Origin of the sequence: Chitinophaga sp. 22620 (assembly GCF_052044405.1) — a bacterium.
In the GTDB taxonomy this organism is placed as follows: Bacteria; Bacteroidota; Bacteroidia; order Chitinophagales; family Chitinophagaceae; genus Chitinophaga.
Genome location: NZ_JBQEMV010000002.1, coordinates 1 through 12,452, shown reverse-complemented (window position 1 = coordinate 12,452; position 12,452 = coordinate 1). Strand labels below are relative to the sequence as shown.

Here is a 12,452-nt window from a genome sequence, read left to right as displayed (position 1 = left end):
GGAATTTTATTAATAGTTAACTTAATCGAAGTACTAGTCTTCCCAACGCAGCGCCCCCTTCTTGATAATATAGAAGAAACCGCCCATGAAGAAGGCTACAAATGCCAGCATGGCCAGGAAACCTTCCCAGCCCAGCTCTTTAAAATTAACAGCGTATGGATAGAAAAAGATCACCTCCACGTCGAACAATACGAACAGGATGGCGGTCAGGAAATATTTGATGGCAACCGGCTGGCGGGCATTCCCCATCTGCTCGATGCCACTCTCAAAGTTCTCAAGCTTGTCTTTGGTTTTCCGTTTAGGCCCTAAAAAATGGGTGGCGACCATCGTTACGCCAACAAAACCCAATGCCGCAATCAGTTGTAAAATGATAGGAAAATAACTGAATGGAGTGTTGTTAGCAGTCAAAAGTTCAGAGGCAAAAAACATAAGCTTCCCATATAAATTGTCCGAAAGCGCAAAAATACTGCAACTAAACTAGAAATCAAATCTACGACGACAAGAAATCTAATCTTTTTTTTGTATATGTAATATAATAAGATATGATTACTTGGTTTCCATAGTTTCCGGCTTAGGGTACTTTATACATAATAGATTGACTCTAAATGCGTAACAAAAAAGCCCGGGCAGGCTGCCCGGGCTTTGATATTCTGAATGTTATGAATGTTAATTACTTGGCTTGGCCGGGGTGGCGCGCCCGGAGCTGCGGTTGGTATTCTGGTTCGTCGTCTTATTGTTCTGGTTCTGGATGTCCCTGATCTGCTTCACCGGTTCGCTGTTTGGATCCAGCGGGGTGAGCTTGTCCATATACTTCTGCAGGTTCGCCTTGTCCTCCTTATTGTAATAATATACCATCAGGTAGGTGTAAGCCTTGATCAGGCCGGCCTTGTTCTTCACAGGGTCGGATTCAGCCATGCTCAGGTATTTCTCGAAAAACGGCAGCGCTACGCCTGTTTTAGCCTCCACATCCCGCGCCGCGGCCGCCATGCCCTGCCAGTAATGGCCGGTGGTGAGGTCCGGGTAATTGGTGGCCAGCTGGCTGAAGGCCGAATCTGCCTTTACCAGCATGGTGGTATCGGTGGTAGAACCGGCGGAAGCCAGGTAATAGTTGATGCCCACGTTGTACCAGTCTACGGCTGCCGGTTTTTCTTTCTGCTCTATTTTCAGGTCCGCATACTTTTTATACCACTCCCCTGCCTTGCCGAACACACGGGCGGCCTGGAAGGCCTTGGCCACTTCTTCGTAACGGTCCAGTTCTTTTACGGTATCGGCATTGGCATACTGTTCCAGGTAGGTCAGCGCTTTCTGGTCAATACCGGCCTGGGTGGAGGAATCCTGGTATTTGATACGGCCGTAGATCTCGCTGCCGAGCTTATAATCGATCGGCTCCAGTTTACTTTCGCCGGTTTTCTGCACATATTCGTCAAAAGCGGTTTTCGCCGCCAGGGAATCGCCTTTCTGCAGGTAAGCATCCGCAATCAGGCGTTCCAGCTTCATTTTATACGATTCATTCGCCTGCGGAATGAGGCTTTTCGCCTTGGTGATGGCGCCGTCATAATCCTTGTCCAGGAACATGATGGAGGTTAAATAGTATTCGTTCTTGGTTTTATCCGCCTGGTCAGACAGTGCGAGGTATTTCTGCAAATACTCTTTAGCCTTCGGAAGCGAGAACTGGCGCGGCTTCGGTGTGTAGTAGAATTGGTACAATTCGTAGAAAACGGGCGCGTAGTTCGGGTCCAGCTGGGCAGCCTTGGCATAATCGCCCACGGCCTGTTCCAGCAGTTTGGCGTTATAATTCACGTGTCCCTGCTTCATTACGGCTTCGGCATTGTTGGCTTCCAGCTCCAGCGCTTTTTCGTAGGCTGAAATGGCCTTACCGCCGTTCTCGCCGCCCATGTAGCGGTAAACGTCACCGAGCTCAATATAATCCGCTGCAACGGGCTTGTAGCCTTTCCTGCCATCGTTACCGTTCAGGAGGGTTTCCATGGTGGTGAGGGCAAAAGCCTTGTCCCCGCCTTTCACTTCCGTATTCGCATCTGCAATGGCGCGGGCCACATCGCCGTTCTTTCCTTTGGTGGCGGCGGTAGCAGCGTCAAATTTCTGCTTCGCGGCAGCGGCGTTGCCATTGAGGAGGTCTATCCGTCCCAAGCCCACATTCAGCAGCGGGGAATTGGGAACAGCCTGCAATCCTTTCTGGAACGCGGCGGCTGCACCGTCTTTGTTCTCCTGCCCCAGTTCCGCGATGCCCAGGTAATAATACGCCCGGTCATCATTCGGCTTGGCGGCTATCGCTTTCTCGAAATCAGATTTTGCGGTGGCATACTTCCCATAATAGAGGTTCTTCAACCCATCATCTATTGTTTGAGCCATTACCCCGCCAGCCAGGAAAAGCAGGGCAATGAGTGTACTTATACGCTTCTTCATGGTTTTTTAATTTAATCCGTTAATCTAAACATAACTGCGGCCATATAGGTTCGGCTGCAATATGGGTTCATGTAATAAAAAAACATGCCAGAGTGCGCCACGATGGCTGTTCAGTCATTACTGAATTTACTCATTTATTTCGGTAAAAACAATGTAAGGAAACGTTAAAACCTTGCCAGGAGCGGAAATAAAAAGGGCTGCGCCGGTGAAGCGCAGCCCTTTTGCAGGTAAATGTTTTATATTATTTGGTGCCTTTTGAAGCGGCTGCTTTGGTGGCCGCGGCAGAGGCTGCCTTTTCTGTAGATGCGAGATTTTCCTTCACCTGGCGAACAGTGTCGTTGTTCGGGTCGAAAGCCAGCAGTTTGTCCATGTAAGGCTGCATGTTGGTCTTATCGTCCAGGTTGTAGTAATAGAGCATCAGGTAAGTGTACGCATTGGTAAGGAACCTTTTGTTCTTGGCCTCGTCTTCCGGTTTAACCAGGGACACGTATTTCTCGAACGGCGCTTTAGCCTTGCCTTCTTTTGCCAGCTGATCCAGCGCGGCGTTGGCCATACCATGCCAGTAGAAGCCGGTTACCTGCTCGGGATATTTAGCGGTGAAGGCAGTCCAGGAGCTGTCTGAAGCGGCGTAATTGCCTGCATAGTACTCGTAGAAACCTTTATAAAAATGGTCAGATACTGCACCGGGATTGTCTTTCACTTCAACAGCCTTTCCATACCATTTGGCTGCTTTTGCGTAATTACGCATGTCTTTGAACGCTTCTGCCACATTCCTGAAAGACTCAGCATCTTTCGCCGTATCGGCCTCTGCATATCTTTCCAGGTATTTGCCGGCCAGATCTTTATAACCAGCCTGGGTGGCGGAGTCAGCATCCTTCAGCTTGCCGTAGATGGCGCTCAGCAGTTTCAAATCGTTGGTGCTCAGCTTATCTTCGCCTGTCGCTTTCACGTGCTCGTCCATGATGCCTTTTGCGGAAAGGGAATCACCTTTTTGCAGGTGGGCGTCGGCAACCAGCAGCGTCAGTTTGGCTTTATACAGATCGTTTGCGGTAGCCATTTGCGTTTTAGCTTTGCTGATGGCGCCATCATAATCTTTCTGCAAAAAGGCCAGGGCTGCGAGGTAATACTCGTTCTTGACTTTATCGGAAGGATCGCTCACATCCACGTATTTCTGCAGGTATTGTGCGGCATTCGCCGGTGAATATTGTTCCTTCCTCAGCGTAACGTAGAACTGGTACAGCTCGAAGTAAGCCGGGCCGTAGTTGGCGTCCATGTTGGTGGCTTTAGCCCAGTCTTCCACGGCTTGTTTCAGCAGCTTGGCGTTGTAGTTCACCAGGCCTTGTTTCATTACCGCTTCAGCGTTGTTGGGGTCCAGCTCCAGCGCTTTTTCATAAGTGCTGATCGCTTTACCGCCGTTCTCACCGCCCAGGAAGCGGTAAGCGTCGCCCAGCTCGATGTAATCGGCTGCGGTGGCTGTATACATTTGTTTTTTCTTGCGTCCTTCGTTGTTCAGCAGTTTTTCCATGGTGCTGAGCGCGTAACCACGGTCTCCGCCGACAATTTCGGAGTTGGCGTCTGCAATGGCGCGGGCAACATCGCCGTCGCGGCCTTCGGTGGCGGTGCTGGCAGCTTCAAATTTTTGCTTGGCTTCTGCAGACTTACCGTTCAGCAGGTCGATGCGGCCAAGGCCTGCGGTGAGCAGGGGAGAATTAGGCACTGCGGTGAGGCCTTTTGAAAACGCGGCAGCGGCGCCGTCTTTGTTTTCCAATCCCAGTTCGGCTATCCCCAGGTAATAATAAGCGCGGTCATCCGTCGGTTTTGCAGTGATGGCTTTTTCAAGATTCTGTTTCGCGGTTTGGTATTTGCCATAATACAAATCCTTTAAACCATCTTCCACAGATTGTGCCATGGCTCCGTTGGCTATGCAAAGCATGGCTACAAATAAACTGTTCCTTCTGTTCATGAGCAATCCGGTTTTAGTTGTGTTTATCAGTATTTATTTTTTCACTTTAAAGTGGCTTCCCTGAAGACGATATTCAATCTTGCAGGATACAATTTATACTTGCCCATCAGCAGTTGGCCTTCCTGGCCGCCGAGGAAGGTAGCAAACCCCGCGCCAAGACCCTGATAGGGCTCTTTCAAAATGTAGAACATTCCCCGTGTGAGCGGGTATGATTTCATGCCTATGTAAAACTGGTAAGGTTTTACGAAGTCTGTGTTATTATCTGCGCGCAATTTAACGGTCGTCACCATTTTGGTGAACTCGATCGTTTTCGTATCGTTCGTGTCTGATATCCAGTTCACGCCGATCACGCCGATAGCGTCTTTATTCTTTGATACGTGATCGATCACTTCGGGATTCGATTTGGCCGCCATGGTGGTAGCGGGAAGCGGTTTCCCTTTATTGATGGAATCACGGATGAAACGCACGGTGCTGGAATTCTGGTGATCGAATACGATCTGCCATTTGCGTTCGCTGCTGCCGTCCATGATCTGGCGCACCTGGTCCATCGTAAGGATGGAGTCGGGATTGCCCGGGTTCACGACCAGGGCGATGGCGTCCGTAGCGAGCTGCAGGCTTTGGGGACGTATCTTTTCCTTTTTGAAGAATTCCTTTTCGTCCTCTTTCAGGTCGCGCGTTACGATGATCATACGGGAGCTGTCGTTAAACAGGTCTTTGAAACAATCCGCTTCCGGCTTGTATTCCGCTATGATCTTCGTTTTCGGGTATAATGACTGAAATACACGGATCTCTGATTCGATCAGCGGCTGATAGGTTTCATCCACCGAAATACGCATGGTACCTGAAGTGGGGGTATCTTTCTCACCGCCTTGAGATGAGCCGCCGGCACAGCCTGCGATGGTTATTGCAAAGGCAGAAGCCGTCAATAACACGCCCATCCAGTTTTTAGCTTTTAAAAACATACACACAGTCTAATGGTGAAAAATAGATCAAAAAAATAATTGCTTAACGCCCCTGTACACACGAAATAATCCATACGCACATAATACGCCGCCTAATGCGTAGGTCAGCTCAGTGGAAATATTCAGCTTACCAAATCCCAGCTTCTCCGAGAATAATGCATACAAACCGAAAAGGATAAAGAATACTCCCCTTATCAGCTCGCCCATAGGGCGGTATGACACATTCATCCGTTTGTTCGTGTTGTCGTTCTCCTGTTGCATTAGTGGCAAATTACAAGTATACAAAAAAAATTGTTTTATTCTAGTTATACAAACTTTATTCGTTTGTTAAAATCCCGCCAGGCCTGGTCCGGGAGTTTGCATGTAAGATGCGCCGGCAAATAGTTTCCATATGGATTCCATATTACACTAAAGTTTTAACATATGCAATTGTGCAGGAATACGTTGCGCACTTCACTGAAAATGTGGTAGTTTTGCGGTCTGAAAAAACGGGGGAACGCAGGCCGGTAAAGGAAAATAACCAACTGGTTTACAGGCGTTTATCCCTGAAGCAATTTATAAACGATGAAAATTTTAATGGTCTGCCTCGGCAACATCTGCCGCTCACCCCTTGCGGAAGGCATTCTGAGGCATTTATCCGATCAGCGGGGCCTGGGTTGGGAGATCGATTCAGCCGGCACCGGCAACTGGCATGTGGGGCATCCGCCCGATCCCCGCTCGGTGAGGGTGGCCAGGCAGAACGGGGTTGATATTTCAGGGCTCCGGGGACGGCAGTTCCAGGCGGAAGACTTCGATACTTTCGACAGGATATTCGTGATGGATCTGGACAATTACCGCGACGTACTGCGCAAAGCCCGCAGCGACGCGGATCGCGGGAAGGTACAATTATTGCTGGAACACCAGCAGCCCGTGCCCGACCCGTGGTACGACGACGCCCTTTTTGAGCCCGTATACAAACTGATCTTTTCAGCATGCGAGCGCATCGTAAAGAACAGCTGATTATTCAAACACTACATCTCAAGCATAATGATAAAACTTAGTATCCCGCAAGGCACCCGCGATTTTGGGCCGGAAGTGGTGCGCAAACGCAACTATATTCTTTCCACTATCCGCAAAACCTTTGAAGTGTACGGGTTCCAGCCGCTGGAAACGCCCGCCATGGAAAACACTTCCACCCTGCTCGGCAAATATGGCGAGGAAGGCGACCGGCTGATCTTTAAAATACTCAACAACGGCGATATCCTTGGGCAGGCGCAGATGGCGAAAGACAGCAGGGAACTGGGTTTGCTGCTTTGTGAAAAATCGCTTAAATATGATCTCACCATTCCTTTCGCCCGTTACGTGGTGATGAACAATGGTAAGATCAACCTCCCCTTCAAACGTTACCAGATCCAGCCTGTGTGGCGCGGAGACAAGCCGCAGCGCGGCCGTTACCGCGAGTTCTACCAGTGCGACGCGGATGTGGTGGGAAGCCCTTCCCTGGTGAATGAAGTGGAGCTGCTGAAGATCTACGATACCGTAATGACCGAGCTCGGCCTGAGCGGATACCAGCTGAAAGTCAATAACCGCAAGGTATTGGCTGGTCTTGCCGAACTGGTGGGCCGCCCCGACCTGATGACCGAGATTACGATCGCTATTGATAAACTGGACAAGATCGGGGCGAACGGGGTGCGGGAAGAACTGGCAGGAAGAGGTTTGCAGCCTGCGGAGATCAACACGGTGATGGATTTTATTTCCGCGGAAGGCAGCAACGATGAAAAGCTGGAGCGCCTCGGCAAATTGCTGGCGGATTCGCCTACCGGCTTAAAGGGTGTGGAGGAACTGCGGTTCATTCTCGGCAGCAATCTCACCACCTTCAAATCCGCTCCTGAGATCGATCTCACGCTGGCGCGCGGGCTGAATTATTATACCGGCATGATCGTGGAAGTGAAAGCGCCTGCCGGGGTGAACATGGGCAGCATCGGCGGCGGCGGCCGTTACGATGACCTCACCGGTCTGTTCGGTCTGCCGGGCATTTCGGGCGTGGGCATTTCGTTCGGGGTAGACAGGATCTATGACGTGCTGGAAGAGCTGAAGCTGTTCCCCGCCACCGCACAGCAAAGCACGCAGGTGATCTTTTTCCACCCTGGTGTGGAAAAGCTGGCCGAAGTATTCGGATATGTGAGCCTGCTGCGTGAAAGAGGGATCATTACCGAGCTTTATCCTGACGATATTAAACAGGACAAACAATATAAGTATGCCGAGAAACGTGGCATCCCATTCATTGCTTACGTGGAAGACAGTGCCCCGGGCGTTATTTCCATCAAGAACATCCCTTTGAAACAACGATACAATATCAAGCCGGAAGAGTTGGCCGGTTTTGAGTTTTAAGAGAAAGGCGTCCCTGAAGAGACGCCTTTTTTTACACAACTAAACTCTATATGTCTATCCAGTGAATTGTTTATGTTATTCCCAGGCTTCGGCTCCTATCCTTTTGCCGGAAGCGAAACGCCAGTAGCTATAGAATTCATCATCCAGTGGTTTGTAGAGATAATCGGGGATCGCGTTCCGGAGGTGGTTGCCCCAGTGCGGTGTGCTGCCGTCCCGGTCTTTGAAGCCGTATTCGTCGGAGAGGTTCCAGGAGCTGAAGACTTTACCGGTTTTGGAGAAAACGTTGGCATCGGCGGCCAGCGCAGCGGCGGCGCGGCCTACGAACCAGGGCGTTTCCGAGGCGATGAAGTTCTTATCTTTTTTTGCACCGTCCTTCCAGTTGTTTTCCGTAACGCCGAAGTGGCTCAGCATGGCTTCGGAACGCAGGAACCCGGGGGTAAGGGCAAGGGCGGCGATGTTATGATCCTTCAGCTCTTCCGCCATCCCGAAGGCAAGCCTGATGACGGAGGTTTTCACCAGGTCGTACAGCAGGTGGCCACGGTAGAAGTACCCGTCGCCGTCAGTGATCTCGATAATGAGTCCTTTCTTAGCCGGGATCATGAGCGGTACTGCGTATTTGCTGGTGATGATATGCGTATTGATCGCCTGCTGCAACATTTTGAAGCCGTTGGAGAGGTGACCGATCTCCCAGAATGGTTTTCCCCATTCCATCAGTTCATCTCCGCCCCAGACATCGTTAATGAGAATATCCAGCCGGCCGTGTTCTTTTCCGATTTTTTCGCAGAGGGCGGCGACTGCTGTTTCGTCGCTATGGTCTGTTCTTACTGGAATGCCAATACCGCCGAGGGTGGTTACTATCTCTGCTGTTTCTTCGATCGTTTCGGGACGATGCGGGCCGGAGGCCAGGTTTCCGCGGGTGCTTCTGCCGGAGCAGTATACGGTGGCGCCTGCTTCGCCGAGCATTGAGGCGATACCGCGGCCGGCACCGCGGGTTGCACCGGCAACGAGCGCTATTTTGCCAGATAATGGTTTCATGTCCGGAGGTTTGATGAGTTGCAAACATCGGAATTTGGTACGTAATGTATTTGCGTAGTGAAGGTGTATTGATTTAGGCGCTGATCAAACCGGGTTGGCGGATATTTAATGACCCGGCGGGAAAGCGGATTAGTTGAATACGGCGAAAGAGGGACGGGCTGAAGCAGGCAAGTTGCTTATGACCCGGATTCTGTTTGACAGAATATAAGGAAAGTTGAAGTTGAAAAATATGGTTGTTATAACTGATTGACAGGAATGGAACAAAGCGAACGGCGCGGGAATGGCGACAAGGCGGATCAGGTTAGATAAAACGCATAAGAAAGGCAAAATCAGAAGGCTGTCTATCGCAGATAAGAAGAAATGTTGTACAGAGGAATGGCTGGCAGCTGCAAGTGATTACTGTAAGACAAAGGAAGCCTTTGCCTTGGAAATGCATGGGTTTAGGGAATAAAAAAAGCCTTACCGGATAACCGATAAGGCTTTTTTCAATAAATATGGCAGCTACCTACTCTCCCGCATGATAGTGCAGTACCATCGGCCATGAGGGGCTTAACTTCTCTGTTCGGAATGGGAAGAGGTGAACACCCTCGGCAAAACCACCATAAGATCTTCTGGTATAACTTTTTCATATACCTGGGTTCTTCCATTGGAGCGGAACCCATCAATAATTTACATATTGGGAAGTTGTAAAACATCCGTGTGGTTAGCTCAGCTTGCGCTGCCTTCGCCTTACGGGGAGTACTAAAATAAAATTAAAGCTTACGGGCAATTAGTATTACTCGGCTTCGATGTTACCACCCTTACACCTGTAACCTATCAACGTCGTAGTCTCCGACGGCCCTTAAAAGTAAACTCATCTTGAGGTAAGTTTCACGCTTAGATGCTTTCAGCGTTTATCTTGCCCGTACATAGCTACTCTGCACTGCACCTGGCGGCACAACAGATACACCAGCGGTACGTACGACCCGGTCCTCTCGTACTAAGGTCATGTCCTCTCAATTTACTAACGATCACAACAGATAGGGACCGAACTGTCTTGCGACGTTCTGAACCCAGTTCACGTGCCACTTTAATCGGCGAACAGCCGAACCCTTGGGACCTTCTCCAGCCCCAGGATGTGACGAACCGACATCGAGGTGCCAAACCTCCCCGTCGATATGAGCTCTTGGGGGAGATCAGCCTGTTATCCCCGGAGTACCTTTTATCCTTTGAGCGATGGCCCTTCCATACAGAACCACCGGATCACTTTAGCCTGCTTTCGCACCTGCTCGGCTTGTCTGCCTCACAGTCAAGCACCCTTCTACTAATGCGCTCTGCGTACGATTACCAACCGTACTGAGGGTACCTTTGCGAGCCTCCGTTACTTTTTAGGAGGCGACCACCCCAGTCAAACTACCCACCAAACAATGTCCTCCCTTGCAGGAGTTAGACTCTAAGTAACAGAAGGTTGGTATTTCAACGTTGACTCCACGACTCCTGGCGAAGCCGCTTCATAGTCTCCCAACTATCCTACACATCTGGCACTCAAAATCAATGTTAAGTTGTAGTGAAGGTTCACGGGGTCTTTCCGTCCCGTTGCGATTAACCGGCATCTTCACCGATACTACAATTTCACCGAGCTCGTGGTAGAGACAGTGTCCAACTCATTAGACCATTCGTGCAGGTCGGAACTTACCCGACAAGGAATTTCGCTACCTTAGGACCGTTATAGTTACGGCCGCCGTTTACTGGGGCTTCAGTCAGAAGCTTTGGCTTGCGCCGAACATCCTTCCTTAACCTTCCAGCACCGGGCAGGTATCAGGCTCTATACGTCATCTTTCGATTTTGCAGGGCCCTGTGTTTTTGTTAAACAGTTGGTTGGACCATTTTACTGAGGCCACATCACTGTGGCACGCCTTATCCCGAAGTTACAGCGTCAATTTGCCTAGTTCCTTTACCACGGATCACTCGAGCGCCTTAGGATATTCTCCTCGACTACCTGTGTCGGTTTACGGTACGGGCTGCTATAACCTAACCTTAGAGGTTTTTCTTGGAAGTCTGATTAGGGACATTATCAGCGCGGCCGAAGCTTTGCTGTACTATCAGGTTCAGCACCTCAAGCGGATTTTCCTACTCAAAGTATACCTACTCCCTTTAACGCACTATTCCGTAAGTGCGCAGTCCTTTCACTACTCCGTTACCCCATCGAAATTATAGCAGGTACTGGAATATTCACCAGTTTGCCATCAGCTACGCCTCTCGGCTTTGCCTAAGGACCCGACTAACCCTGATCCGATTAGCGTTGATCAGGAACCCTTAGTCTTACGGCGAAAAGATTTTTCATCTTTTTTATCGTTACTTATGCCTACATTTTCTTTTCTGTACGCTCCAGCATACCTCGCGGTACACCTTCGATGCAGTACAGAATGCTCCCCTACCGATCACCCTCCTAAAGGGGATCCTAAAGCTTCGGTAGTATGTTTGATGCCCGATTATTTTCCGTGCCCAAACCCTCGACCAGTGAGCTGTTACGCACTCTTTAAATGAATGGCTGCTTCCAAGCCAACATCCTGGCTGTTTTAGGGTTTGAACTGCGTTTGTTCAACTTAACATACACTTAGGGACCTTAGCTGTTAATCTGGGTTATTTCCCTCTCGGCCATGGACCTTAGCGCCCACAGCCTCACTCCCGCAGAGTATATCATAGCATTCGGAGTTTATTAGGGTTTGGTAGGCGGTGAAGCCCCCTAGCCCAATTAGTAGCTCTACCTCTATGATACGTCTATATACGAGGCTGTTCCTAAAAACATTTCGGGGAGAACGAGCTATCTCTCAGTTTGATTGGCCTTTCACCCCTATCCACAGGTCATCCCATAGCTTTTCAACGCTAATGAGTTCGGTCCTCCAGTTTGTGTTACCAAACCTTCAACCTGCCCATGGATAGATCACAAAGTTTCGCGTCTACCCCCACTGACTAAAACGCCCTGTTAGGACTCGCTTTCGCTGCGGCTCCGTTACTGAAGAACTTAACCTTGCCAGTGAGGAGTAACTCGTAGGCTCATTATGCAAAAGGCACGCCGTCACCCATTACTGGGCTCCGACCGCTTGTAGGCGCACGGTTTCAGGTACTATTTCACTCTCCTGTTCGGAGTACTTTTCACCTTTCCCTTACGGTACTGGTTCACTATCGGTCTCTAGGGAGTATTTAGCCTTACCAGATGGTGCTGGCAGTTTCACACAGGATTCCTCCGGTCCCGCGCTACTCAGGATACTACACGTCCGACAGATGGTACGTCTACAGGGCTATCACCTGCTGTGGCTCATCTTTCCAGATGATTCAACTTAACCTGTCTTTCTAAAAGTAGTCCTACAACCCCGGGGCAGCACGCCACCCCGGTTTGGGCTCTTCCCCGTTCGCTCGCCACTACTTAGGGAATCATTAAATTATTTTCTTTTCCTGCAGGTACTTAGATGTTTCAGTTCCCTGCGTTGGCTTCCTTGCGGATGATACACCTTCAGTGTACCGGGTTGTCCCATTCGGAAATCAACGGATATAACGCTCGTTTGCAGCTCTCCGTTGCTTATCGCAGCTTACCACGTCCTTCTTCGCCTCCTAGAGCCTAGGCATCCACCATGCGCCCTTATTCGCTTTAAAAATCTTAAATCATTTAGCACTCGCGTGCTTTACAACTTGTTTTCCCAATATGTCAAAGAACTTTT

8 protein-coding genes and 2 rRNA genes are annotated in these 12,452 nt (G+C 49.9%); 2 read left to right on the top strand and 8 right to left on the bottom strand.

Translation table 11 applies throughout. The features are described from left to right. Nucleotides 1-33: 33 nt before the first annotated feature. From ACTJIK_RS09580 to ACTJIK_RS09560, 5 genes are all read right to left on the bottom strand, one after another. Complete coding sequence (locus tag ACTJIK_RS09580; RefSeq protein WP_440646150.1) at nt 34-348, bottom strand: NADH-quinone oxidoreductase subunit A; 315 nt, start codon at nt 346-348, stop codon at nt 34-36. Nucleotides 349-666: 318 nt separating this feature from the next. Beyond that, a complete protein-coding gene (locus ACTJIK_RS09575) occupies nt 667-2,424 on the bottom strand; it encodes a tetratricopeptide repeat protein (protein WP_440646149.1) in 1,758 nt (585 codons plus the stop codon). A 241-nt stretch (nt 2,425-2,665) separates the two neighbouring features. Beyond that, nucleotides 2,666-4,387 (bottom strand): tetratricopeptide repeat protein, encoded by a 1,722-nt coding sequence (locus ACTJIK_RS09570; RefSeq protein WP_440646148.1) that lies wholly within the window; start codon nt 4,385-4,387, stop codon nt 2,666-2,668. Nucleotides 4,388-4,428: 41 nt separating this feature from the next. Then, complete coding sequence (locus ACTJIK_RS09565) at nt 4,429-5,349, bottom strand: PstS family phosphate ABC transporter substrate-binding protein (RefSeq protein WP_440646147.1); 921 nt, start codon at nt 5,347-5,349, stop codon at nt 4,429-4,431. Nucleotides 5,350-5,376: 27 nt separating this feature from the next. Further along, nucleotides 5,377-5,610, bottom strand: a complete 234-nt coding sequence (locus ACTJIK_RS09560) for a hypothetical protein (protein ID WP_440646146.1) — start codon at nt 5,608-5,610, stop codon at nt 5,377-5,379. Nucleotides 5,611-5,913: 303 nt separating this feature from the next. Here ACTJIK_RS09560 and ACTJIK_RS09555 point away from each other — a divergent pair, with 303 nt between their 5' ends. Both ACTJIK_RS09555 and hisS read left to right on the top strand, forming a co-directional pair. Beyond that, a complete protein-coding gene (locus ACTJIK_RS09555; RefSeq protein ID WP_440646145.1) occupies nt 5,914-6,348 on the top strand; it encodes a low molecular weight protein-tyrosine-phosphatase in 435 nt (144 codons plus the stop codon). A 27-nt stretch (nt 6,349-6,375) separates the two neighbouring features. Next, nucleotides 6,376-7,719 (top strand): histidine--tRNA ligase, encoded by a 1,344-nt coding sequence (hisS, locus tag ACTJIK_RS09550; RefSeq protein ID WP_440646144.1) that lies wholly within the window; start codon nt 6,376-6,378, stop codon nt 7,717-7,719. Nucleotides 7,720-7,794: 75 nt separating this feature from the next. On the opposite strand, the gene ACTJIK_RS09545 is transcribed toward hisS, so the two are convergent. From ACTJIK_RS09545 to ACTJIK_RS09535, 3 genes are all read right to left on the bottom strand, one after another. Continuing rightward, entirely contained in the window at nt 7,795-8,754 is a 960-nt protein-coding gene (locus ACTJIK_RS09545; RefSeq protein ID WP_440646143.1) for an SDR family oxidoreductase, read from the bottom strand. Nucleotides 8,755-9,246: 492 nt separating this feature from the next. Beyond that, a 5S ribosomal RNA gene (rrf, locus tag ACTJIK_RS09540) occupies nt 9,247-9,358 on the bottom strand. A gap of 145 nt (nt 9,359-9,503) precedes the next feature. Beyond that, nucleotides 9,504-12,387 (bottom strand): 23S ribosomal RNA (locus ACTJIK_RS09535). Between the last annotated feature and the right edge of the window lie 65 nt (nt 12,388-12,452).

What these genes read in the sequence shown, in the direction of transcription:
- ACTJIK_RS09570 (WP_440646148.1), bottom strand. Translation starts at nt 4,387, where the DNA reads ATGAACAGAAGGAACAGTTTATTTGTAGCCATGCTTTGCATAGCCAAC.
- ACTJIK_RS09575 (WP_440646149.1), bottom strand. Translation starts at nt 2,424, where the DNA reads ATGAAGAAGCGTATAAGTACACTCATTGCCCTGCTTTTCCTGGCTGGC.
- ACTJIK_RS09555 (WP_440646145.1), top strand. Translation starts at nt 5,914, where the DNA reads ATGAAAATTTTAATGGTCTGCCTCGGCAACATCTGCCGCTCACCCCTT.
- ACTJIK_RS09560 (WP_440646146.1), bottom strand. Translation starts at nt 5,610, where the DNA reads ATGCAACAGGAGAACGACAACACGAACAAACGGATGAATGTGTCATAC.
- ACTJIK_RS09565 (WP_440646147.1), bottom strand. Translation starts at nt 5,349, where the DNA reads ATGTTTTTAAAAGCTAAAAACTGGATGGGCGTGTTATTGACGGCTTCT.
- ACTJIK_RS09545 (WP_440646143.1), bottom strand. Translation starts at nt 8,754, where the DNA reads ATGAAACCATTATCTGGCAAAATAGCGCTCGTTGCCGGTGCAACCCGC.
- hisS (WP_440646144.1), top strand. Translation starts at nt 6,376, where the DNA reads ATGATAAAACTTAGTATCCCGCAAGGCACCCGCGATTTTGGGCCGGAA.